Here is a 21,291-nt window from a genome sequence, read left to right on the forward strand (position 1 = left end):
GCCTCTGCCTGTCGGAAACGACAAGACAACGATCGCCACCCCGTCGGCTCCACCATCTACGCGCGTAGGCATTCACCGGCTACCCTCGTCGGCGTGAACGCATCTCTTCTTCCGGACGACATCCAGGGCGCCGCCCCGATCGACCCCAGGGCCGCCGCCGACGCCGCCGCGGCCCGCCTGCGCGAACTGACGGGCGCCGAGACCCACGACGTCGCCCTCGTGATGGGCTCCGGCTGGGCCCCGGCCGTGGACGCCCTGGGCGATCCCGCCGCCGAGTTCCAGGTCACCGAGCTGCCCGGCTTCCCGCCCCCGGCGGTCGAGGGCCACGGAGGCAAGATCCGCTCGTACGAGATCGGCGACAAGCGCGCGCTGGTCTTCCTCGGCCGCACGCACTACTACGAGGGCCGCGGCGTCGCCGCCGTCTCCCACGGCGTCCGCACCGCCGTGGCGGCCGGCTGCAAGACGATCGTCCTCACCAACGGCTGCGGCGGCCTGCGCGAGGGCATGCGCCCCGGCCAGCCGGTCCTGATCAGCGACCACATCAACCTCACGGCCACCTCCCCCATCATCGGCGCCAACTTCGTCGACCTCACCGACCTCTACTCCCCGCGCCTGCGGGCCCTGTGCAAGGAGGTCGACCCCACCCTGGAGGAGGGCGTCTACGCCCAGTTCCCCGGCCCGCACTACGAGACTCCGGCCGAGATCCGCATGGCCCGCGTCATCGGCGCGGACCTCGTCGGCATGTCCACGGTCCTCGAAGCGATCGCCGCCCGGGAAGCGGGTGCGGAGGTTCTCGGCATCTCCCTGGTGACCAACCTCGCCGCGGGCATGACCGGAGAGCCCCTCAACCACGAGGAGGTCCTCCAGGCCGGCCGCGACTCGGCGACGAGGATGGGCTCCCTGCTCGCCCAGGTCCTGGGACGCCTGTAAGACACCCGGCGTCGGTGCCGGAGCCGGCTGGGCCCGCAACCCGGCGGAGCGGGGCACCGCCGCGCCCACGGCGACGGGCCGGCGGCCGCTCAGCCGGTACGCACGCGCACCCGCGTACGGCGAGCAGGGGACGTGTCGGGGGGTGTCCGCCCGCAGCGGTTGGCGCGTCAACGAACAGCCAGTCGGCGTCCGACCCCATCGCGCCGTTCCGAGGACGGACACCCCCCGACGCGGCCCCGACCCACCACCCCGCGACAGGCGCTACGCACACCCCCACCGAGGCCGCACAGGCGCCGCAGGCATCGCGCACCCCCGACAACCGAGAGGCTGAGACCGACCGTGCACGACGAACTCATCGCACAGGCCCAGGCGTGGCTCACCGAGGACCCCGACCCGGACACCCGCGCCGAGCTCGCCCGCCTCCTCGACGCCGACGACCACACCGAACTCGCCGCCCGCTTCTCCGGCACGCTCCAGTTCGGCACCGCCGGCCTCCGAGGCGAACTCGGCGCCGGCCCCATGCGCATGAACCGCTCGGTCGTCATCCGCGCAGCCGCGGGCCTCGCCGCCTACCTCAAGAAGCAGGGCCACGACAACGGCCTGGTCGTCATCGGCTACGACGCCCGCCACAAGTCATTCGACTTCGCCCAGGACACCGCCGCCGTCATGACCGGCGCCGGCCTCCGCGCCGCGGTCCTCCCCCGCCCCCTCCCCACCCCCGTCCTCGCCTTCGCCATACGGCACCTCGGCGCGGTCGCGGGCGTAGAGGTCACCGCCAGTCACAACCCACCCCGCGACAACGGCTACAAGGTCTACCTGGGCGACGGCTCCCAGATCGTCCCCCCGGCCGACATCGACATCGCGGCAGAGATCGCCGCCATCGAGACTCTCACCACCGTCCCCCGCCCCACCCACGGCTGGTACACCCTCGACGACAGCGTCCTCGACGCCTACCTCACCCGCACCGACGCCGTCCTGGCCAAGGGTTCCCCCCGCACGGCCCGCACGGTGTACACGGCGATGCACGGCGTAGGCAAGGACGTCCTCCTGGCGGCCTTCGCCCGCGCGGGCTTCCCGCCCCCGGCCCTCGTCACGGAACAGGCCGACCCCGACCCGGACTTCCCGACCGTCGCGTTCCCCAACCCGGAGGAACCCGGCGCGATGGACCTGGCCTTCGCCAAGGCCCGCGAAACCGCCCCCGACTTGATCATCGCCAATGACCCGGACGCGGACCGCTGCGCCGTCGCAGTACGGGACGGCGACGGCAACGGCGACGGCAACGACTGGCGCATGCTCCACGGCGACGAGGTCGGCGCCCTCCTCGCCGCCCACCTGGTCCAGCGCGGAGCGACCGGCACCTTCGCGGAGTCGATCGTCTCGTCCTCCCTCCTCGGCCGTATCGCCGAGAAGGCGGGCCTCCCCCACGTCGAGACACTCACCGGCTTCAAGTGGATCGCCCGCGCCGAGGGCCTGCGCTACGGCTACGAGGAGGCCCTCGGCTACTGCGTGGACCCCGACGGCGTACGCGACAAGGACGGCATCACGGCCGCGCTCCTGATCACGGAACTGGCGTCGCGGCTGAAGTCGGAGGGCCGCACCCTCCTGGACCTCCTCGACGACCTGGCCGTGGAACACGGCCTGCACGCCACGGACCAGCTGTCGGTCCGCGTGGAGGACCTCTCCCTCATCGCCGCCGCGATGCACCGCCTGCGCGAACAGCCCCCGACGGAACTGGCCGGCCTCCCCGTCACCCGCACCGAAGACCTCACCCAGGGCACGGAAACCCTCCCGCCCACCGACGGCCTGCGCTACACGCTGGACGGCGCCCGGGTCATCGTCCGCCCGAGCGGCACGGAGCCGAAGCTGAAGTGCTACCTGGAGGTCGTGATCCCGGTCGCGTCACCCACGGACCTCCCCACGGCCCGAGCGAAGGCGACGACGCTGCTGGAGTCGATCAAACGCGACCTCTCGAAGTCAGCGGGCATCTGACCACAACAAAAGGGGTGCCCCCGGGGGCACCCCTGCACAAACCCTGCCTGCCGCTACCCCACAGCCAGCAGCTACCCCACAGCCAGCAGAATCGCGACAAGCACCGCCCCGGCAACCGCCGGCCCCACCACCTCATAGGCCCACCGCACGGTCACCTCACCCTGCGCGGCCTCAGCCCCGTGCCGCTCCTCGTGCAACCCCCGCAATTCGTCCATGATCTGGTCGGTCCCCGCACGCGCGGGCCCCTGGGACTCCGGACCGCCCCCACCGAGCCCCTGCCCCAGCCCGGACCCCATCCCGAGCGCACCGCCCCGCCCCTCGTCCCGCCCCATGGTCCGCCGCGCCTGCGCGGTCGCCCGCATCTCACGCCGCGCGGCCTTCTTGCGGGCGCGCAGCGACACGGGGACGGCCCACATCTGGTACTTGGCGCCGGACTCGGTGAGGACCTCGTTCGAGTAGGCGGACTTCAGCGCGGCGACCTGCCCCCAGGGCAGCACGATGACGCGGAAGGGATTGCGGATCCGCAGCAGGTCGTCGCCCGCGTACACGGCGGGCCGCAGGGTGAAGGCGACGACGAGCGGCACGACGAACAGCATGACCGCGAGCGTCAGCCACTGCGTGCGCCCCTGCCCCGACACGAGCGCGTCGATGCCGAGCCACGCGGCGATGGCGAGCAGCATCACGCCACCGGCGATGGCCGGGACCGACCGGTAGACCCGGTCCTTGAACTCGGGCGACTGGGACTCGGGACTCGTCATACCCCGATTCTGCCGGACGCGGCCCACCCCACCCCTGGCACCCCAGCTCAAGCCCCTGCCCCCCTCAAAGCGAAAGCCACCACCCCCTCAAAGCGAAAGCCACCACCCGCACCCCACCGCTCCCCACCCCACTCAGAACACCCCCACCACCTCCCACCCAAGACAACCCCAGGGCTGTACAGCCGCTACGCGCGTAGATATGCTCGTCTGGTGACCATGCCCAGTTCTGCACTCACCGCAGCTCACCCCCTCAAGGACGTCACCACGTCCGACAGCGCGCTGCGCCGCTTCCTCCACGGGCTCCCCGGCGTCGACGCGGTCGGACTCGAGGGACGCGCGGCCTCCCTCGGCACACGTTCGATCAAGACGACCGCGAAGGCGTACGCCATCGACCTCGCCATCTCGATGGTCGACCTGACGACGCTGGAAGGCGCGGACACCCCGGGCAAGGTCCGGGCGCTCGGCGCCAAGGCGGCCAAGCCCGACCCGACGGACCGTACGACGCCCGCCACGGCAGCGGTCTGCGTCTACCCCGACATGGTGGCCGTGGCCAAGGAGGCCGTAGCCGGCTCCGATGTGAAGGTCGCCTCCGTCGCCACGTCGTTCCCGGCGGGCCGCGCCCCGCTCACCATCAAGCTGGCGGACGTCCGCGAGGCCGTCGCCGCGGGCGCGGACGAGATCGACATGGTCATCGACCGCGGCGCGTTCCTCGCGGGCCGCTATCTGAAGGTGTACGACGAGATCGCCGCCGTCCGCGAGGCCTGCGGCACATCCGCGCGCCTGAAGGTCATCTTCGAGACGGGCGAGCTGTCCACGTACGACAACATCCGCCGCGCGAGCTGGCTCGGGATGCTGGCGGGCGCGGACTTCATCAAGACCTCCACCGGCAAGGTCGCGGTGAACGCCACCCCGGCCAACACCCTCCTCATGCTGGAGGCCGTCCGGGACTTCCGCGCCCAGACCGGTGTCCAGGTCGGCGTGAAGCCGGCCGGCGGCATCCGCACCACCAAGGACGCCATCAAGTTCCTCGTCCTGGTCAACGAGACCGCGGGCGACGACTGGCTGGACAACCACTGGTTCCGTTTCGGCGCCTCCTCGCTGCTGAACGACCTCCTGATGCAGCGCCAGAAGCTGGCCACCGGCCGCTACTCCGGCCCCGACTACGTGACGGTGGACTGAGACCCCATGAGTATGGAAAACGTGGCATCCGCACCCGCGTCTGCACCCGCATTCGCCTACGCCCCGGCCCCCGAGTCCCGCGCGGTCGTCGACATCGCGCCCTCGTACGGCCTGTTCATCGACGGTGAGTTCACCGAGGCGGCCGACGGCAAGGTCTTCAAGACGGTCAGCCCCTCCACCGAGGAGGTCCTCGCCGAGATCGCCCAGGCGACCGAGGCGGACGTGGACCGCGCCGTCCAGGCCGCCCGCAAGGCCTTCGAGAAGTGGTCGGCGCTGCCGGGCGCGGAGCGCGCGAAGTACCTCTTCCGCATCGCCCGCATCATCCAGGAGCGCTCCCGCGAGCTGGCCGTCCTCGAGACCCTCGACAACGGCAAGCCGATCAAGGAGACGCGCGACGCCGACCTGCCCCTGGTCGCCGCGCACTTCTTCTACTACGCGGGCTGGGCCGACAAGCTCGACCACGCCGGCTACGGCGCGAACCCGAAGCCGCTCGGTGTGGCGGGCCAGGTCATCCCCTGGAACTTCCCGCTCCTGATGCTGGCGTGGAAGATCGCCCCGGCCCTCGCGACGGGCAACACGGTCGTCCTGAAGCCGGCCGAGACGACGCCCCTCTCGGCGCTGTTCTTCGCGGACATCTGCCGCCAGGCCGGTCTCCCCAAGGGCGTCGTCAACATCCTCCCCGGCTACGGCGACACGGGCGCAGCGCTGGTGGCCCACCCGGACGTGAACAAGGTCGCCTTCACGGGCTCCACGGCCGTCGGCAAGGAGATCGCGCGCACGGTCGCCGGCACCCGCAAGAAGCTCACGCTGGAACTGGGCGGCAAGGGCGCCAACATCGTCTTCGACGACGCCCCCATCGACCAGGCCGTCGAGGGCATCGTGAACGGCATCTTCTTCAACCAGGGCCAGGTCTGCTGCGCCGGCAGCCGCCTCCTGGTCCAGGAGTCGATCCAGGACGAGCTGCTCGACTCCCTCAAGCGCCGCCTGTCGACGCTGCGCCTCGGCGACCCGCTCGACAAGAACACCGACATCGGGGCGATCAACTCCGAGGAGCAGCTCACCCGCATCACCTCCCTCGTCGAGCAGGGCGAGGCGGAGGGCGCCGAGCGCTGGTCCCCGGCCTGCGAACTCCCGGAGAGCGGCTACTGGTTCGCCCCGACGCTCTTCACGAACGTCACCCAGGCGCACCGCATCGCCCGCGACGAGATCTTCGGCCCGGTGCTGTCGGTCCTGACCTTCCGCACCCCGGACGAGGCCGTCGCCAAGGCCAACAACACGCAGTACGGCCTCTCCGCCGGCATCTGGACGGAGAAGGGCTCGCGCATCCTGGCGGTCGCGAACAAGCTCCGCGCGGGTGTCGTCTGGTCCAACACGTTCAACAAGTTCGACCCGACCTCGCCCTTCGGCGGCTACAAGGAGTCGGGCTTCGGCCGCGAGGGCGGCCGTCACGGCCTGGAGGCGTACCTCGATGTCTGACCGACTCAGTGTCCTCAAGACCTACAAGCTGTACGTGGGCGGAAAGTTCCCGCGTTCCGAGAGCGGCCGGGTGTACGAGGTGAGCGACTCCAAGGGCAAGTGGCTGGCGAACGCACCGCTGTCGTCCCGCAAGGACGCCCGTGACGCCGTGGTCGCGGCCCGCAAGGCGTTCGGCGCCTGGTCCGGCGCGACGGCGTACAACCGCGGCCAGGTCCTCTACCGCGTCGCCGAGATGCTGGAGGGCCGCCGCGACCAGTTCACCCGCGAGGTGGCCGACGCGGAGGGCCTGTCGAAGTCCAAGGCGGCGGCGGTCGTGGACGCGACGATCGACCGCTGGGTCTGGTACGCGGGCTGGACCGACAAGATCGCCCAGGTGGTCGGCGGCGGCAACCCGGTGGCGGGCCCGTTCTTCAACCTGTCCTCCCCCGAGCCGACGGGCGTGGTCGCGGTCCTGGCACCCCAGGAGTCGTCTTTCCTGGGCCTCGTCTCGGTGCTGGCCCCGGTCATCGCCACAGGCAACACGGCGATCGTCGTAGCCAGCGAGAAGTCCCCTCTCCCCGCCCTGTCCCTGGCCGAGGTCCTGGCCACCTCGGACGTCCCCGGCGGCGTGGTCAACATCCTCTCGGGCCGCACAGCGGAGATCGCGACCCCCCTCGCCTCCCACCAGGACGTCAACGCGATCGACCTCGCGGGCGCCGACGAGCCCCTCGCGAAGGACCTGGAGATCGCGGCAGCCGACAACCTCAAGCGCGTCCTCCGTCCACAGCCTGTGGATTACACGGAGCCCCCGGGCACCGACCGCATGACGGCATTCCTGGAAACCAAAACGGTCTGGCACCCCACGGGGTCACTGGGCGCGTCGGGTTCCTCCTACTGACGCCACCCCCGCCCCCCCCTCATACGGAAGCCCCGGCTCTCCTCCGTCCAGGAGGTCCGGGGCTTCTCCGCACGGGCCGCGAGTTACCGCGAGAGCGCCCCGGCCGCCTGCTCCACCACCGGGAGACCCCCGACCGACGGTGCCTGCGCCACCGGCCCCGTCACCTCGCGGGACGTCATCGGCTTGAAGTCGGCGACCTCGGTGCCGACGCTGTTGTCGAGGGGGTCGACTCCCGTGCCGGAGAGGGGGTTGGGCTTGAGGCCCGTGACCGTGCCGGTGGTGTAGGCGAGGGTGTCGCCGGCGGCCTGGAGGCCGGAGCGGAGGTCGGTCTTGCCCAGGGAGGTGTGGGCCATGTCCAGGACCGAGCCGGCGCCCGCCGCGGCCGACGCCGCCCCCGCACCCGCCCCCAGCGCCACTCCCGCGGTCGCGAGGACGGCCAGGGCACGCTGGACGGTCGGCTTCTTGGGTGAGACGTGTCGGGCCATCGTTGCCACCTTCTGACGCTCTGGGTAATCGGAACGACACGAAGGGTAGTTGAGATGTGACGCGCGCATCAAAGGCGACCCGCGGGGTCGTACGACGCCCGATGGATGCCTCACACTGGTGTCCCGTGAGTTCCCCTCTGCCCATACCGACGCGAGTCGTGCTGCTCTGCGGCCCTTCCGGCTCCGGCAAGTCCCTCCTCGCGGCCCGCTCCGGCCTTCCGGTGCTGCGGCTCGACGACTTCTACAAGGAGGGCGACGACCCGACTCTGCCTCTGGTGGAGGGGAGTTCGGACATCGACTGGGACCATCCGGACTCCTGGGACGCGGACACGGCCGTCGCCGCGATCACCCGGCTGTGCCGTACGGGCCGTACGGCCGTCCCCGTCTACGACCTCTCCCTCAGCGCCCGCACCGGCGAGGAGACGGTCGACATCGGACGGACCCCGCTGTTCCTCGCGGAGGGCATCTTCGCCGCGGAGATCGTCACACGCTGCCGGGAACTGGGCGTCCTGGCCGACGCGCTGTGCCTGAGCCGCGGCCCGGTGAAGACGTTCCGCCGCCGGTTCCTGCGGGATCTGAAGGAGGGCCGCAAGTCGGTGCCGTTCCTGCTGCGCCGCGGCTGGCGTCTGATGCGGCAGGAGCGCTCGATCGTCGCCCGGCAGAGCGCGCTGGGCGCGTACGCCTGCGACCGCGACGAGGCGATGGGCCGGCTGGCGGCCGCCGCGGCGGGCCGGTGCGCGAGTCTCCGTACGGCGGCCTGAGAAGCAAGCCTGAGAAACAAGCCCCTGAGGCACGAGGCCGAGACACGGCAACGAGAGAAGCGGGACTGGACGGACCCCCCGGCCCTCCAGTCCCGCTCTTGTGTTCCCCCGTGGTGCTCCCCCCCAGGGTGCTCCCCCGTTTCCCCCCTCGTTCCCCCCGTGTCCCCACTCTCCTGAGCAGACGCCCCCCAGCGTCTTCCCAGTCCCCCGTGGGCCCCCTTTGTGGTGCTCCCCCCGAACCTTCAGGCCACGAGCTCGCCGAAGGCGTCTTCCTCGTCACGGCCGAAGCTGAGGACCTCGTCCTCGCGCAGCCGGCGGAGCGACCGCCAGATGCTGGACTTCACCGTGCCGACACTGATGTCGAGGATCTCCGCGATCTCCGGGTCCGTGCGGCCCTCGTAGTAACGAAGGACCAGCATGGTGCGCTGGAGTTCGGGCAGCCGGGCCAGCGCCTGCCACAGGACCGCGCGCAGCTCGGTGCCGCGCATCGCGTCCGTGTCGCCGGGCGTCTCCGGCAGCTCCTCGGTCGGGTACTCGTTCAGCTTGCGGCGGCGCCACGCGCTGATGTGCAGGTTGGTCATGGTGCGGCGGAGATATCCGCCGACCGCAGCCTTGTCACTGATCCGTTCCCACGCCCGGTAGGTCGAGAACAGCGCGCTCTGCAGCAGGTCCTCGGCCTCGAAGCGGTCGCCGGTGAGGTGATAGGCGGTGGCGTACAGGGAGGCGCGGCGCTCCTGGACGTAGGCGGTGAACTCCGCCTCCGACAGCGAACGGCGCTCCCCCGAGTCCTCCCTGTACGCGGCTCCCCCGTGAGCCCCCTTGTTGATCTCCCCCGTCGGTGCGTCAACCACCGTCATGTAGGCGGTGTGCTGACGCCCGGTGCCGCGAGCGCACCCCCGCCCGCTCACGGCACCGGACTTCTCGGAACCCCGGTGCACGTCGTGCAGACGCGTGATCACTGCGCTCGTGCTGATGCCGTGCAGCGTGTTCATCTCGCGCCCCCCGTCGTGGACTTCCGGTGTGCGGCCCGCCGGTCCGGCGGGCTTCCTTGCCTGTGCCGAAAAGCTTGCCCCGGCACTTTCATCGCCGTGTCCGCCGACTGTCACAGGCCTGTCACAGGGGTCGGCCACAGGACGAGCACGGTTCATCCACAGGTGTCGGCGGTAGGAGCGGCGCTGATCTCGGCCCACAGGTCGAACCCCGCCCCCCTCATGGGCCAGAATGAGCCCGTGCCTTCCCTGTTGCTGATCGAGGACGACGACGCCATCCGGACGGCCCTGGAGCTCTCACTGACGCGCCAGGGTCACCGCGTGGCGACCGCTGCCAGTGGTGAGGACGGTCTGCAGCTGCTGCGCGAGCAGCGGCCGGATCTGATCGTGCTGGATGTGATGCTGCCCGGCATCGACGGGTTCGAGGTGTGCCGGCGCATCCGGCGCACGGACCAGTTGCCGATCATCCTGCTGACCGCGCGCAACGACGACATCGACGTGGTCGTCGGGCTGGAGTCCGGCGCCGACGACTATGTCGTCAAACCGGTGCAGGGGCGCGTGCTCGACGCCCGGATCCGGGCGGTGCTGCGGCGCGGCGAGCGGGAGTCCAACGACGCGGCGTCGTTCGGCAGCCTCGTCATCGACCGCTCGGCGATGACCGTGACGAAGAACGGCGAGGACCTCCAGCTCACGCCGACCGAGCTGCGGCTGCTGCTGGAGCTGAGCCGGCGGCCGGGGCAGGCGCTGTCCCGGCAGCAGCTGCTGCGGCTGGTGTGGGAGCACGACTACCTGGGTGACTCGCGGCTCGTGGACGCCTGTGTGCAGCGGCTGCGCGCCAAGGTCGAGGACGTGCCGTCGTCGCCCACTCTGATCCGTACCGTGCGGGGTGTCGGCTACCGGCTGGACGCGCCTCAGTGACACAGGCGCACCAAGGGGGGGCCCGCGGCTGGACCGGGGCGCGCAAGGGAGTTCTGTCGCGGCTGCGCTTTACCAGTCTGCGTCTGAGGCTGGTCGTCGTCTTCGGCCTGGTGGCCCTGACGGCCGCCGTGTCCGCGTCCGGGATCGCGTACTGGCTCAACCGCGAGGCGGTCCTCACCCGTGCGCAGGACGCGGTGCTGCGCGACTTCGAGCAGGAGATGCAGAACCGGGCGGGCGCGCTGCCCGAGCGGCCGACGCAGGACGAGTTGCAGCACACCGCGGGCCAGATGGCGGGCAGCGACCAGCGCTTCAGTGTGCTGCTGGTCGCCCGTGACGCCGACGGCAGGACCGTCTACGGCAGCTCCGGCGGGTTGAGCGGCTTCTCGCTGCGGGACGTGCCGGCCTCGCTGCGCACGGCGGTGAACAAGACGCAGAAGGTCGACGGGGCCAACAAGCACCCGTACCACCTGTACTGGCAGCGGGTCATAGACCACGACACGCCCTACCTCGTGGCCGGGACGCGGGTGATCGGCGGCGGCCCGACCGGCTACATGCTCAAGTCGCTGGAACCGGAGGCGAAGGACCTGAACTCGCTCGCCTGGTCGCTGGGAATCGCCACGGCGCTCGCGCTGATCGGCTCGGCGCTGCTCGCGCAGGCCGCCGCGACGACGGTGCTGAAGCCCGTACAACGGCTCGGGACGGCCGCGCGCCGGCTCGGCGAGGGCAAGCTGGACACCCGGCTCAGGGTGTCCGGCACCGACGAACTCGCCGATCTGTCGCGGACGTTCAACAACGCGGCCGAGGCGCTGGAGAAGCGGGTCGCCGACATGGCCGCGCGGGACGAGGCGTCCCGGCGGTTCGTCGCGGACATGAGCCATGAACTGCGTACGCCGCTCACCGCCATCACCGCCGTGACGGAGGTGCTGGAGGAGGAGCTGGAGGCGGAGACCGGGAGCATGGACCCGATGATCGAGCCCGCCGTCCGGCTGGTGGTGAGTGAGACGCGGCGGCTGAACGACCTGGTCGAGAACCTGATGGAGGTCACCCGCTTCGACGCGGGCACCGCCCGGCTCGTCCTGGACGACGTCGACATCGCCGACCAGATCACCGCGTGCATCGACGCCCGGGCCTGGCTGGACGCGGTGGAGCTGGACGCCGAGCGCGGTATCCACGCCCGGCTGGATCCGCGGCGCCTCGACGTCATCCTGGCCAACCTCATCGGCAACGCGCTCAAGCACGGCGGCTCCCCCGTGCGGGTGACCGTCCGCGCGGACGACGACTCGCTCGTCATCGAGGTGCAGGACCACGGGCCCGGCATCCCCGAGGACGTGCTGCCGCATGTCTTCGACCGGTTCTACAAGGCCAGCGCCTCCCGGCCGCGCTCCGAGGGCAGCGGCCTCGGCCTGTCCATCGCCCTGGAGAACGCCCACATCCACGGCGGCGAGATCACCGCGGCCAACTCGGCGGACTCGGGGGCGGTGTTCACCCTGCGGCTCCCGCGCGGCACCGCTCCGGCGGAAGAGCCCGCCGACGACGGGCAGCGGCCCGAGAGCGATACCGACCAGCCCAAGGGCGAGGACTCGAGGGGGGACGCCTGATGACGGTACGTCTCGCGGCCGTGTCTCGTCTGCTCGCCGTGCCCGCCCTCGCCGTATCGCTGGCCGGCTGCGGGATCCGGGCGACGGAGGTGCCGACGAACTTCGGGCCCGCGCCCTCGCGGGTGCAGTGCTCGCTGGCCGAGCCGGACGTGTCGACGCGGGCCGCGCGGGGGCTGCCGGTGCAGGTGTTCCTGCTGTGCGGGTCCTCGCTGGTGACCGTCGACCGGACCGTACGGGTCCCGGACGGCGCGGCGGACTCCGAGCGGCGCATGCTGGTGGCGCAGGGCCTGCTGGACCAGCTCGCCGAGACTCCGTCGCCCGCCGAGAAGGAGGCCGGCTACAGCACGGACGTACGCGGTGGCATCACCGTGGGCGGGCCGCTGAAGGGCGACCCGGAGGAAACGCTGCGGCTGAGCACGGCGCCGGACAGCCTCACCTCGTACGCCCTGGCCCAGATCGTCTGCACCTTCTCCGACTCGGCCGCCGCCGAGGGCGACGGTTCCGTGGTCCTGGGCGGCCCCGGTCCCGAGTCCCCGCGCCGCTACGCGTGCACCGACGAGGTGCGGGCCCGCCCGGGCAGCACCGAGCCGCCGTCCAAGGACGTGGCCGGCGAGTGAGGCCGCGGGCGGGCTCCGCCCGGCTGTGGCGCACGCCTCACACGCGTCCCGGGGGGTATCCCGGAACCGATCCTGCCGGAGGCCGCGTCTAGGGGGGCGTGCAGCGTCAAGGCTCCATCGGCGGCAGCGCCGAGTTCCGCATCCGTGTGACGGGGGGTGTCCTCCTCGTCGCACACCTCGCGTTCGTCGCCTGGTTCACGCTGCGGCCGTTGGAGGTGCCCTGGGTGATGCCCGCCAATCTGCGGCCGTTCGCCGGGATCCGGGCCGATCTCGCCCTGGGCTGGCCCGAGGCGGCCCGCCACATCGGCGAGAAGCTGGCCCTGCTCGCCCCGCTGGGCGTGCTGCTGCCGATGGCGAGCGGCAGGCTGGCCGTCTCGCCGCTGGCGTCCCTGCTGCGCGCCGTCGCGGCCGGTGCGCTGCTGTCGATGGGCATCGAGCTGTTGCAGACCGGCGTGCCCGGTCAGGTCGTGGACGTCGACTCGCTGTTCCTCAACACCGCGGGCGTGGGCCTCGCGCATCTCGCGCTCGTCCCGGCGGGCCGCTCCTGGCTGCGCCGCCGCGCCCTCGCGCCCCTGACCCGGGCGCCCCTCCCCCCGGAGGAGCCGGCTCAGGGTCGGACCCCGACGATTCCCAGGGTCGGGATCGCTCCGTGGAGCGACGCTTTGCCGCCTTCGTCTCCGTAGCGTGGAGTGCAGATGGGGTACTCGGACGAGAGACCTCGCACATCGACGCTGAAGGAGTCGCACATGTCCCGCCTCGCCCGCCCCACCCACGGCCGCATGATCGGCGGAGTGTGCGCCGCGCTGGCCCGGCGCTTCGGCACCTCCACGACGACGATGCGGGTGATCTTCCTGGTCTCGTGTCTGCTGCCCGGGCCGCAGTTCCTGCTGTACATCGCGCTGTGGATCGTGCTGCCCTCCGAGGACAAGGTGCGGCACAAGGCCCAGACGGCCTGGTGACCGCCCGCCGCTGAAGCGCCGATGGGGCGCACCCTGTGTCCAGGGGTGCGCCCCATCGGCGTGTGCGTCCGCACGGGCGGGAGGGTCAGGCGAGCGGAATGCCGTTCACCGGGAGCCCGCCGAGCAGCTTGGGGGCCGGTCCGTTCGGGCCCTGGGCGAGCAGCTGGCCTGCGACCGGCTGGGCGGCGGCGAGACCGGTACCGGCCAGGCTCTGGCCCTGACCCACCGCCTCGCCCGAGCCCGCCGGCAGCGTCTGGGAGAGCTGCTCCGCCGGGAGGGCCTGGGTGAGGCCCCCCAGCGCCTGGGTGGCGTCCGGGACGGCCGGGGCGGCATTGGCGGCGCCCGCACCGGTGGCGGCGAAGGCGGCACCGAGAGCGGCGACACCGAGGGACTTGGCAGCAGACTGCTTCATGAAAACGCGTCCTCGCAATGGGATGACGGGGTGTGTGAGCGGTGCGGCGACCGTAATCACGCGGCACCACCCGCCGCAAACATCGAAATGCGGACGGCTTGTGAACACCGTCCGCATTCCCTGTGCGCCATTTCCCGCCCGGTCAGCCCTCCGAATCCGCAGAGCCGCTGGTCGAAGCGGTCTGCCGGAACAGCCATTCGGATTTCAGCTCGGCGTATCCCGGCTTGATCACGTCATTGATCATGGCCAGTCGTTCATCGAAAGGAATGAACGCTGATTTCATCGCATTGACTGAGAACCACTGCATGTCGTCGAGCGTGTAACCGAACGCCTCGACAAGGTGCTCGAATTCCCGGCTCATGCTGGTGTAAGACATGAGTCGATTGTCCGTATTTACGGTGGCTCGGAAATGCAGCCGCCGCAGCAGCCCGATGGGGTGTTCGGCGTACGAGGACGCCGCCCCGGTCTGCAGGTTGGAGCTCGGGCACAGCTCCAGCGGGATGCGCTTGTCCCGGACGTACGAGGCGAGCCGCCCGAGTTCGACGCGGCCGTCCTCGTGGACCTGGATGTCGTCGATGATCCGCACGCCGTGCCCGAGCCGGTCGGCGCCGCACCACTGCAGGGCCTGCCAGATGGAGGGCAGTCCGAAGGCCTCGCCGGCGTGGATGGTGAAGTGGTTGTTCTCGCGCTTCAGATACTCGAAGGCGTCCAGGTGCCGGGTGGGCGGGTAGCCGGCCTCGGCACCGGCGATGTCGAAACCCACCACCCCCAGGTCCCGGTGGCGGTTGGCGAGTTCGGCGATCTCCAGGGCCCGGGCCGCGTGCCGCATGGCGGTGAGCAGGGCGCCGACGCGGATGCGGTGGCCGTTCTCCCTGGCGCGCCGCTCCCCTTCCCGGAAACCCTCGTTGACGGCCTCGACCACCTCTTCGAGGCTCAGCCCGCCTTCGAGGTGCTGCTCGGGGGCGTAGCGCACCTCGGCGTAGACGACGCCGTCCTCGGCGAGGTCCTCGGCGCACTCGGCGGCGACCCGGACCAGGGCGTCGCGGGTCTGCATGACGCCGACGGTGTGGGAGAAGGTCTCCAGGTACCGCTCCAGGGAACCGGAGTCGGCGGCCTCGCGGAACCAGATGCCGAGCTTCTCCGGGTCGGTCTCGGGGAGCTGGGTATAGCCGGTTTCGCGGGCGAGTTCGACGATCGTCGCGGGGCGCAGGCCGCCGTCGAGATGGTCGTGCAGCAGAACCTTGGGCGCCCGGCGGATCTGGTCCGGTGTCGGGGTGTTCGCGATGGTCTGGCTCGTCATTTCCGCACTCTAACTCCTACGCGCGTAGATGGCTCCTCTTCGGCCGCTTTACGTTTTCGTCGATACGTAACGGTGACCCCGGGGACGGGTCGAATACACCTGTGTTTCTGACACTGTTCTGTCATGGCACACCAAGCGACGCCGGTTCGCAGGGCCCGGCTGGGCAGGACACTCGGTCCGGAGCCGACGGCGGTGAGCGGCGTGGTGCTGCTGCTGCCGGGCGGGGACGAGGTCTCCGGCCGCAGACCGTCGCCCCTGCTGGCGACCGCCTCCGTACGCGCCCTGGGGCGCCGGCTGGCCCGCGCGGGCCGGGACGAGGGGCTCGCCGCGCACGTGGTGCACTACCGCTGCCGCGGCTGGAACGGCAGTGAGGCCAACCTCGCGGCCGATGCCGTCTGGGCGGCCGACGAGGTCGTACGGCGGTACGGGGACGTGCCCGTCTGCCTCGCGGGGATCGGCATGGGCGGCCGGGCCGGGCTGCGCGCGGGTGGGCACGAGGCCGTCAACTCCGTGCTGGCGCTGGCCCCCTGGCTGCCGGAGGAGGATGTGGCGGCGCCACCCGAACCGGTGAAGCAGTTGGTGGGGCGGCAGGTGCTGATCGTGCACGGCACGAATGACGAGCGGACGGATCCCGAGTTGTCGTTCCGGCTGGCGGCGCGGGTGAAGAAGGCGAATCGGGATGTGTGCCGGTTCGAAGTGCATGCGGATGGGCACGGGTTGCATCAGTACCGGGACGAAGTGCTGGCGTTGGCCGAGGACTTCGTGATGGGGGCGGTGTACGGGCGGGCGGTGTCCCGGCCTGTGCGGGATGCGTTGGCCGCGCCGCCGCCGTTGGGGTTGCGGATGCCGTTGGCTGCGGGGTTCAGTCCTTCGAGGCGGTAGCGCCGCTGGGGTGCATGTGGTTTTCGGAGTGCGGGTTCGTTGTGGTTGATCGCGCAGTTCCCCGCGCCCCTGACTAGGGCAGCAGACTGCCTCTTCTTGAGAGCAGGAACCTTTTGAAGGCTGCTACGGGGGGTGTGTCCGGGTGGCCTTCCAGCCAGGCCACGCCGATTTCGCGGACTGCTCGGGGGGCCGTCACCGTCAGTTCGACCACTCCGGGGCGAGGGACGGCCGGTGGGGGCAGGAGGGCTACTCCGAGGCCTGCTGCCACCAGGCCTCGGAGGGTTTCGGCTTCCTCGCCCTCGAAGGCGATGCGGGGCTTGAAGCCCGCTTCCTGGCAGAGGTCGTCGGTGATGCGGCGCAGGCCGTAGCCGGGTTCGAGGGTGACGAAGGTTTCGTCGGCCGCTTCCGCGAGGCGGATGCGGCGGCGGGTGGCGAGGGAGTGGTCGGCGGGGACGACCAGGCGGAGTTTCTGTTCGTCGAGGCGGCGGGCGACCAGGTCGGGGGCGTCGGGGACCGGGGAGGTCAGGCAGAGGTCGAGTTCGCCGGCGCGGAGGCGTTCGAGCATGGCCTCGCCGTAGTTCTGGACCAGGCTGAAGCGGACGCGGGGATGGTCGGCGCGGAAGGCCTGGAGGAGGCCCGGGACGGTCTCGGCGCCCATGGTGTGCAGGAAGCCGAAGGCGACCTTGCCGGTGAAGGGGTCGGCGTCGGCCCGCACCTCCTCGGCGGCGCGCTCGACCTCGGCCAGGGCGCGCTCGACCGAGGCGAGGAAGGTGCGGCCGGCCGGGGTGAGGGAGACCGTACGGCCGTGGCGGGCGAAGAGGTCGACGCCCAGGTCCTGCTCCAGACGGGCCATGGAGCGGGAGAGGGTCGACTGCGGGACGTTCATCTCCTGGGCGGCACGGGTGACGTGCTCGGTGCGCGCGACGCCTGCGAAGTAGGCGAGGCGGGGGGCCAGCACCTTGGACATCTCCGCCATGTCTTCTGTGTCACTGGATGGTGACAGGCGAGCCGCTGAACTGGATTGATGCACCATGGGAACGATTATCGCCGTTCCATGCATTGGACGGATCAGTGGGGGCGTACGTAATTTCGAGGCATGACTCCCGCCAGTACCGGGGCGTCCACCACCGTGGGCGCCGATGTCTCTGTCCCTGCTTCCGACTCCCGTATGTCGCCGGGCGGGCCCGGCTACCGCCGGATGAGTTTCGCCCTCTTCCTCGCGGGTGTCGCGACCTTCGCGCTGCTGTACTCCACGCAGGCGCTGCTTCCGCTGATCTCCGGTGAGTTCGGGGTGGCGGCGAGCGACGCGAGCTGGACCGTGGCCGCCGCGACGGGCGGGCTGGCGCTGTTCGTGCTGCCGATGAGCGCCCTGTCCGAGCGTTTCGGACGGCGTGCGGTCATGACGGCGTCGCTGGCCGTGGCGGTCACGATCGGGCTGCTGGTGCCGCTCGCCCCGTCGCTGGGTGTGCTGGTCGTGCTGCGGGCCCTCCAGGGCGCGGCCCTGGCCGGGCTGCCCGCGTCGGCGACCGCGTACCTCGCGGAGGAGGTCAGCCCCAAGGCGCTGGTCACCGCGATCGGGCTGTTCGTCGCCGGCAACAGCGTCGGCGGGATGAGCGGCCGGGTCATCACCGGCTGGGTCGCACAGGAGTGGGGCTGGCGGGTCGCCGTCGGTGTCATCGGCGCGCTCGCCGTGGCGTGTGCGGTGGCCTTCCGGGCGCTGCTCCCCGCCCCCAGGCACTTCAAGCCGGGCTCGCTGCGCCCGCGCGTCCTGGCGCGCACGGTCCGCGACCACCTGTCCAACCCGCTGCTGTGCCGGCTGTACGCGATCGGCGCGCTGTTCATGACGGTGTTCGGCGGCGTGTACACGGTCATCGGCTACCGACTGACCGAGGCCCCGTTCTCACTGCCGCAGGGCATCATCGGCTCGATCTTCCTCGTGTACCTCGTCGGTACGGTGTCGGCGTCGACGGCGGGCCGGCTGGTGGGCCGGATGGGCCGCCGGGGCGCGCTGTACGCCGCGGGCGGTACGACGGCGGCGGGCCTGCTGCTGTCCCTGGCCGGGTCGCTGCCGCTGGTCCTGCTGGGTCTGGTCCTGATCACGGGCGGCTTCTTCGCGGGCCACGCGGTGGCCTCCTCGGCGGTCAGCAAGACGGCCACGACCGGCCGCGCGCAGGCCTCGGCGCTCTACCAGTCGTCGTACTACATCGGCTCCAGCGCGGGCAGCACGGTCGGCGCGATCGCCTTCCACGCGGGCGGCTGGGCCGGAACGGTCGGCGTCGGACTGCTGGCGGTGCTCGGCGTCGTGACGATCACGGTGTTCGGCACGCGGGCGGCTCGGCTGCAGCGGAGGCTGGCCACGGCCGCCTGACCGTACAGCGCGTCAATCCCCCTGGTCGGGGCCGGTTGTCAGTGGGCGCGGATAACGTCCGCGTCTGACTGACCACCGGATCCGAGCAGGGGGATTTCTCATGGAGTTCCGCATCGACCGTACGGCGTTCGCCGAGGCCGTGGGCCGGGCGGGGCGGGCACTGCCCGCGCGGACGCCGGTGCCGGTGCTGGGCGGACTGCTGCTGGAGGCGGACGCGGGACGGCTCGCCGTGACGGGGTTCGACTTCGAGGCGGCGGTACGGGTGGAGGCCGAAGCGGAGGTCGCGGCTGAAGGGCGGGTGCTCGTCCCGGGGCGGCGGCTGCTGGAGGTGTGCCGGGTGCTGCCGGAGGGGCCGGTGAGCTGTGCGCTGGAGGCGTCGCGGTTCACCGTGGAGGCGGACGGGACGCGCTTCGGGCTCTCGACACTGCCAATCGCCGAGTACCCGGCCCTGCCCGCCGCGCCCGCGCCGTACGGCACGGTGGACGCCGCCGCGTTCGCGACCGCCGTCGCGCAGGTCGCCCTCGCCGCCGGACGGGACGACACGCTGCCGCTGCTGACGGGCGTCCAACTGCGTCTCGACGGCGGGGAGATGACGCTGTCGGCCTCGGATCGCTACCGGTACGCGGTGCGGCGGCTGGAGTGGAAGCCGGGGGCGGCGGCCGACGGGGTGGTGGAGGCCGCCGAGGGGGTGGTGGAGGCTTTGCTGCCGTCGCGGCGGCTGCTGGATGTCGCGCGGTCGCTGGGGCGCTGCGGGGACGTGGTCATCGGATGGGATCCGGCCGGGGGCGGCGGGCTGATGGGCTTCGAGGGCGGGCAGTCGCGGACGGCGCTGCGGCTCCTGGACGGGCGGCTGCCCGCCTACACATCGCTGTTCGACATGGCGGGGGCGGCGGTCGCCGAGGTGGAGCGCGAGGGGCTCGCGGAGGCCGTGCGGCGGGTCGCGGTGGTGGCGGAGGCGAACAGTTCGGTGCGGCTGGACTTCTCGGCCGAGGGGTTCGTGATGCTGCGGGCCGGCTTCGGGGACGATGTGGCGGCTCAGCGGCTGCCGGCCACGCTGAGCGGCGCCGACGAGGTGCCGGTGGCCTTCAACCCGGCCTATCTGCTGGACGCGCTGACGTCCTTCGAGAGCCCGCGGGTACGGCTGGAGCTGCTGGGGGCGGGGCAGCGGGCGCTGCTGCACGGGGTGGCGGACGGCGGCGGGGTTGGGGCGGGCACGGCGGAGGCGGGCACGGCGGAGGCGGGCACGGCGGAGGCGGGCACGGCGGAGGCCGGGGCGCACCGGCATCTGCTGATGTCGGTGAAGCAGCTCGTCTGAGGCGGCTGAGACCGGTCCGAGGCGGGTGCTCCCACCTGCGGGTTCGTGCGCTCGGGGGGCCGTTGTCAGTGGGCTGCGGTAGCTTCCGGAGTACTGGGCGCAATGGCGCGTGACAGACATTCCACAGGGGTGGGTGGACGATGACGAACGGCACGGCGGCACCGACGGACCTGGACACCAGGCTGGAGGCACACCGCACCGAGCTGACCGGGTACTGCTACCGGATGCTCGGCTCCTCCTTCGAGGCCGAGGACGCGGTGCAGGACACGATGGTCCGCGCCTGGCGCAGCTACGACAAGTTCGAGGGCCGCTCCAGCCTTCGCTCCTGGCTCTACCGCATCGCGACGAACGTGTGCCTGGACATGCTGACCGCGGGCAACAAGCGCGCCCGGCCCATGGATCTCACCGAGTCCACGCCGCTCGCCCGGGCGGCCCTGTCCCCCCGCCCGGACAACACCTGGCTGGAGCCGATGCCGGACGCCCGTGTGCTGCCCACGACCGAGGACCCGGCGGAGGCGGCGGTCGCCAAGGAGTCCGTGCGGCTCGCCTTCATGGCCGCGCTGCAGCAGCTTCCGGCCAAGCAGCGGGCCGTGCTGATCCTGCGCGAGGTGCTGGCCTGGAGGGCGAGCGAGGTCGCCGAGCTGCTGGACACCTCGGTGGCGTCGGTCAACAGCGCCCTCCAGCGGGCCCGCGCCACCCTGGCCGAGCGGCAGCAGCCGGGCGCCGACGCGGTCGTCTCCGACCCGCTCGACGAGGACCAGCAGAAGCTGCTGGACCGCTATGTGGCGGCCTTCGAGGGCTACGACATGGCGGCGCTGACGGCCCTGCTGCACGAGGACGCGGTCATGACGATGCCGCCGTTCGACCTGTGGCTGACCGGCGTCGGCGACATCACCGGCTTCATGACGACGCTCGGCGCGCCCTGCGCGGGCTCCCGGCTGGTGCCGGTCGAGGTCAACGGGCTGCCGGGGTTCGCCCAGTACAAGCCCGACCCGGAGGGCGGCGGCTTCATGCCGTGGGCGGTCCAGGTGCTGGAGATCTCAGACGGCCGGATCACCGGGTTCCACTGCTTCCTCGACACCGAGCGCTGGTTCCCGCTCTTCGACCTGCCCCTCCGTCTCGAAGCGGAGGCCGACCAGGTCGAGCAGGGCGCCTAGGGCCGGGTCGGGGTCGCGGAGCCTGATCCGGCCTCCCGCCCGGCGGGCGGCGAGCTGGAGCCGCGCCAGCAGGTCGACGGTGGCGAGGCCCGGCGGTCCGAGGCCCCCGACATCGCACACCACGACCCGGGCACCGCTGGTGTGCAGCAGTGCCCGTACGTCGTCGCTCAGCCCTCTCACCTCGTCCCGGGTGACGGGGCCGGGCAGTACGAGCACGGGCGGTGTCATGGCGTCCACGATCGGTAGACCGGGCGGGCGGCGGTAACTCATCGCGACGGTCCCTTCTGTCGGTGCGCAGGGAAGATCACATTGACCGGGACA

22 protein-coding genes are annotated in these 21,291 nt (G+C 71.6%); 15 read left to right on the forward strand and 7 right to left on the reverse strand.

Annotated features, from left to right (window positions below; genetic code table 11):
• The first annotated feature begins 93 nt into the window (after positions 1 to 93).
• Together KJK29_RS12790 and KJK29_RS12795 are read left to right on the forward strand one after the other, a co-directional pair.
• On the forward strand, positions 94 to 930 hold the full coding sequence (locus tag KJK29_RS12790; protein ID WP_215119028.1) for a purine-nucleoside phosphorylase: 837 nt from the start codon (positions 94 to 96) through the stop codon (positions 928 to 930).
• Between the two features lie 339 nt (positions 931 to 1,269).
• On the forward strand, positions 1,270 to 2,919 hold the full coding sequence (locus KJK29_RS12795) for a phospho-sugar mutase (RefSeq protein WP_215119029.1): 1,650 nt from the start codon (positions 1,270 to 1,272) through the stop codon (positions 2,917 to 2,919).
• A gap of 71 nt (positions 2,920 to 2,990) precedes the next feature.
• Here KJK29_RS12795 and KJK29_RS12800 read toward each other — a convergent pair whose 3' ends face one another.
• Positions 2,991 to 3,677 carry a PH domain-containing protein gene (locus KJK29_RS12800; RefSeq protein WP_215119031.1) on the reverse strand — a complete coding sequence of 229 codons (687 nt, stop codon included), beginning with the start codon at positions 3,675 to 3,677 and terminating at the stop codon, positions 2,991 to 2,993.
• A gap of 216 nt (positions 3,678 to 3,893) precedes the next feature.
• Here KJK29_RS12800 and deoC point away from each other — a divergent pair, with 216 nt between their 5' ends.
• From deoC to KJK29_RS12815, 3 genes are read left to right on the forward strand one after another with little or no spacing between them, the layout of a single operon-like run.
• On the forward strand, positions 3,894 to 4,856 hold the full coding sequence (deoC, locus tag KJK29_RS12805; RefSeq protein WP_215119033.1) for a deoxyribose-phosphate aldolase: 963 nt from the start codon (positions 3,894 to 3,896) through the stop codon (positions 4,854 to 4,856).
• Positions 4,857 to 4,868: 12 nt separating this feature from the next.
• Positions 4,869 to 6,332, forward strand: coding sequence for an aldehyde dehydrogenase family protein (locus tag KJK29_RS12810; RefSeq protein ID WP_215124250.1), 1,464 nt, complete (start codon positions 4,869 to 4,871; stop codon positions 6,330 to 6,332).
• On the forward strand, positions 6,325 to 7,209 hold the full coding sequence (locus KJK29_RS12815) for an aldehyde dehydrogenase family protein (protein ID WP_215119035.1): 885 nt from the start codon (positions 6,325 to 6,327) through the stop codon (positions 7,207 to 7,209). Before KJK29_RS12810 ends, KJK29_RS12815 begins: the two co-directional genes overlap by 8 nt.
• An 83-nt stretch (positions 7,210 to 7,292) precedes the next feature.
• Here the strand turns inward: KJK29_RS12815 and KJK29_RS12820 are convergent, their stop codons facing one another.
• Complete coding sequence (locus KJK29_RS12820) at positions 7,293 to 7,694, reverse strand: hypothetical protein (protein WP_215119037.1); 402 nt, start codon at positions 7,692 to 7,694, stop codon at positions 7,293 to 7,295.
• A gap of 56 nt (positions 7,695 to 7,750) precedes the next feature.
• On the opposite strand from KJK29_RS12820, the gene KJK29_RS12825 reads away from it, so the two are divergent.
• The gene (locus KJK29_RS12825) at positions 7,751 to 8,455 is read left to right on the forward strand and encodes a uridine kinase family protein (RefSeq protein WP_370869134.1); all 705 of its coding nucleotides are present in this window, start codon (positions 7,751 to 7,753) and stop codon (positions 8,453 to 8,455) included.
• A gap of 242 nt (positions 8,456 to 8,697) precedes the next feature.
• Here the strand turns inward: KJK29_RS12825 and KJK29_RS12830 are convergent, their stop codons facing one another.
• Positions 8,698 to 9,447: a SigE family RNA polymerase sigma factor gene (locus KJK29_RS12830; RefSeq protein WP_215119049.1), complete on the reverse strand. Its 750-nt coding sequence runs from the start codon at positions 9,445 to 9,447 to the stop codon at positions 8,698 to 8,700.
• Positions 9,448 to 9,684: 237 nt separating this feature from the next.
• On the opposite strand from KJK29_RS12830, the gene afsQ1 reads away from it, so the two are divergent.
• From afsQ1 to KJK29_RS12855, 5 genes are all read left to right on the forward strand, one after another.
• A complete protein-coding gene (gene afsQ1 / locus KJK29_RS12835; RefSeq protein WP_215119050.1) occupies positions 9,685 to 10,362 on the forward strand; it encodes a two-component system response regulator AfsQ1 in 678 nt (225 codons plus the stop codon).
• Positions 10,359 to 11,960, forward strand: a complete 1,602-nt coding sequence (locus KJK29_RS12840; protein WP_215119051.1) for a sensor histidine kinase — start codon at positions 10,359 to 10,361, stop codon at positions 11,958 to 11,960. Before afsQ1 ends, KJK29_RS12840 begins: the two co-directional genes overlap by 4 nt.
• Positions 11,960 to 12,577, forward strand: a complete 618-nt coding sequence (locus KJK29_RS12845; protein ID WP_215119053.1) for a hypothetical protein — start codon at positions 11,960 to 11,962, stop codon at positions 12,575 to 12,577. The genes KJK29_RS12840 and KJK29_RS12845 overlap by 1 nt, the downstream gene beginning before the upstream one ends.
• A 98-nt stretch (positions 12,578 to 12,675) precedes the next feature.
• A complete protein-coding gene (locus KJK29_RS12850) occupies positions 12,676 to 13,260 on the forward strand; it encodes a VanZ family protein (protein WP_215119057.1) in 585 nt (194 codons plus the stop codon).
• Between the two features lie 63 nt (positions 13,261 to 13,323).
• Positions 13,324 to 13,536, forward strand: coding sequence for a PspC domain-containing protein (locus KJK29_RS12855; protein ID WP_215119058.1), 213 nt, complete (start codon positions 13,324 to 13,326; stop codon positions 13,534 to 13,536).
• A gap of 85 nt (positions 13,537 to 13,621) precedes the next feature.
• Here the strand turns inward: KJK29_RS12855 and KJK29_RS12860 are convergent, their stop codons facing one another.
• Both KJK29_RS12860 and KJK29_RS12865 read right to left on the reverse strand, forming a co-directional pair.
• A complete protein-coding gene (locus tag KJK29_RS12860; RefSeq protein WP_215119060.1) occupies positions 13,622 to 13,948 on the reverse strand; it encodes an ATP-binding protein in 327 nt (108 codons plus the stop codon).
• Positions 13,949 to 14,090: 142 nt separating this feature from the next.
• The gene (locus KJK29_RS12865) at positions 14,091 to 15,248 is read right to left on the reverse strand and encodes an adenosine deaminase (protein WP_215119062.1); all 1,158 of its coding nucleotides are present in this window, start codon (positions 15,246 to 15,248) and stop codon (positions 14,091 to 14,093) included.
• Positions 15,249 to 15,371: 123 nt separating this feature from the next.
• Here KJK29_RS12865 and KJK29_RS12870 point away from each other — a divergent pair, with 123 nt between their 5' ends.
• On the forward strand, positions 15,372 to 16,130 hold the full coding sequence (locus KJK29_RS12870; RefSeq protein WP_215119064.1) for an alpha/beta hydrolase: 759 nt from the start codon (positions 15,372 to 15,374) through the stop codon (positions 16,128 to 16,130).
• Positions 16,131 to 16,203: 73 nt separating this feature from the next.
• Here KJK29_RS12870 and KJK29_RS12875 read toward each other — a convergent pair whose 3' ends face one another.
• Entirely contained in the window at positions 16,204 to 17,163 is a 960-nt protein-coding gene (locus KJK29_RS12875; RefSeq protein WP_215119066.1) for a LysR family transcriptional regulator, read from the reverse strand.
• 63 nt (positions 17,164 to 17,226) lie between these two features.
• Here KJK29_RS12875 and KJK29_RS12880 point away from each other — a divergent pair, with 63 nt between their 5' ends.
• The 3 genes from KJK29_RS12880 (at position 17,227) to KJK29_RS12890 (ending at position 20,970) form a co-directional block, all read left to right on the forward strand.
• Positions 17,227 to 18,498 (forward strand): MFS transporter, encoded by a 1,272-nt coding sequence (locus tag KJK29_RS12880; protein ID WP_215119068.1) that lies wholly within the window; start codon positions 17,227 to 17,229, stop codon positions 18,496 to 18,498.
• A gap of 100 nt (positions 18,499 to 18,598) precedes the next feature.
• On the forward strand, positions 18,599 to 19,813 hold the full coding sequence (dnaN, locus tag KJK29_RS12885) for a DNA polymerase III subunit beta (RefSeq protein ID WP_215119073.1): 1,215 nt from the start codon (positions 18,599 to 18,601) through the stop codon (positions 19,811 to 19,813).
• A 140-nt stretch (positions 19,814 to 19,953) separates the two neighbouring features.
• Positions 19,954 to 20,970: a sigma-70 family RNA polymerase sigma factor gene (locus KJK29_RS12890; protein WP_215119074.1), complete on the forward strand. Its 1,017-nt coding sequence runs from the start codon at positions 19,954 to 19,956 to the stop codon at positions 20,968 to 20,970.
• Here the strand turns inward: KJK29_RS12890 and KJK29_RS12895 are convergent.
• Positions 20,854 to 21,240 carry an STAS domain-containing protein gene (locus KJK29_RS12895; RefSeq protein ID WP_215119079.1) on the reverse strand — a complete coding sequence of 129 codons (387 nt, stop codon included), beginning with the start codon at positions 21,238 to 21,240 and terminating at the stop codon, positions 20,854 to 20,856. The two genes, KJK29_RS12890 and KJK29_RS12895, sit on opposite strands and share 117 nt — an antisense overlap.
• Positions 21,241 to 21,291 lie beyond the last annotated feature (51 nt).

It is taken from the genome of Streptomyces koelreuteriae, assembly GCF_018604545.1.
Lineage (GTDB): Bacteria > Actinomycetota > Actinomycetes > Streptomycetales > Streptomycetaceae > Streptomyces > Streptomyces koelreuteriae.

Bases quoted from the DNA above. Each gene is read 5' to 3' on its own strand.
- KJK29_RS12855 (WP_215119058.1), top strand. From the start codon at position 13,324: ATGTCCCGCCTCGCCCGCCCCACCCACGGCCGCATGATCGGCGGAGTG.
- KJK29_RS12830 (WP_215119049.1), bottom strand. From the start codon at position 9,447: ATGAACACGCTGCACGGCATCAGCACGAGCGCAGTGATCACGCGTCTG.
- KJK29_RS12880 (WP_215119068.1), top strand. From the start codon at position 17,227: ATGACTCCCGCCAGTACCGGGGCGTCCACCACCGTGGGCGCCGATGTC.
- KJK29_RS12875 (WP_215119066.1), bottom strand. From the start codon at position 17,163: ATGGTGCATCAATCCAGTTCAGCGGCTCGCCTGTCACCATCCAGTGAC.
- KJK29_RS12800 (WP_215119031.1), bottom strand. From the start codon at position 3,677: ATGACGAGTCCCGAGTCCCAGTCGCCCGAGTTCAAGGACCGGGTCTAC.
- KJK29_RS12820 (WP_215119037.1), bottom strand. From the start codon at position 7,694: ATGGCCCGACACGTCTCACCCAAGAAGCCGACCGTCCAGCGTGCCCTG.
- KJK29_RS12860 (WP_215119060.1), bottom strand. From the start codon at position 13,948: ATGAAGCAGTCTGCTGCCAAGTCCCTCGGTGTCGCCGCTCTCGGTGCC.
- KJK29_RS12890 (WP_215119074.1), top strand. From the start codon at position 19,954: ATGACGAACGGCACGGCGGCACCGACGGACCTGGACACCAGGCTGGAG.
- KJK29_RS12810 (WP_215124250.1), top strand. From the start codon at position 4,869: ATGGAAAACGTGGCATCCGCACCCGCGTCTGCACCCGCATTCGCCTAC.
- KJK29_RS12870 (WP_215119064.1), top strand. From the start codon at position 15,372: ATGGCACACCAAGCGACGCCGGTTCGCAGGGCCCGGCTGGGCAGGACA.
- KJK29_RS12815 (WP_215119035.1), top strand. From the start codon at position 6,325: ATGTCTGACCGACTCAGTGTCCTCAAGACCTACAAGCTGTACGTGGGC.
- dnaN (WP_215119073.1), top strand. From the start codon at position 18,599: ATGGAGTTCCGCATCGACCGTACGGCGTTCGCCGAGGCCGTGGGCCGG.
- KJK29_RS12895 (WP_215119079.1), bottom strand. From the start codon at position 21,240: ATGAGTTACCGCCGCCCGCCCGGTCTACCGATCGTGGACGCCATGACA.
- deoC (WP_215119033.1), top strand. From the start codon at position 3,894: ATGCCCAGTTCTGCACTCACCGCAGCTCACCCCCTCAAGGACGTCACC.
- KJK29_RS12865 (WP_215119062.1), bottom strand. From the start codon at position 15,248: ATGACGAGCCAGACCATCGCGAACACCCCGACACCGGACCAGATCCGC.
- KJK29_RS12845 (WP_215119053.1), top strand. From the start codon at position 11,960: ATGACGGTACGTCTCGCGGCCGTGTCTCGTCTGCTCGCCGTGCCCGCC.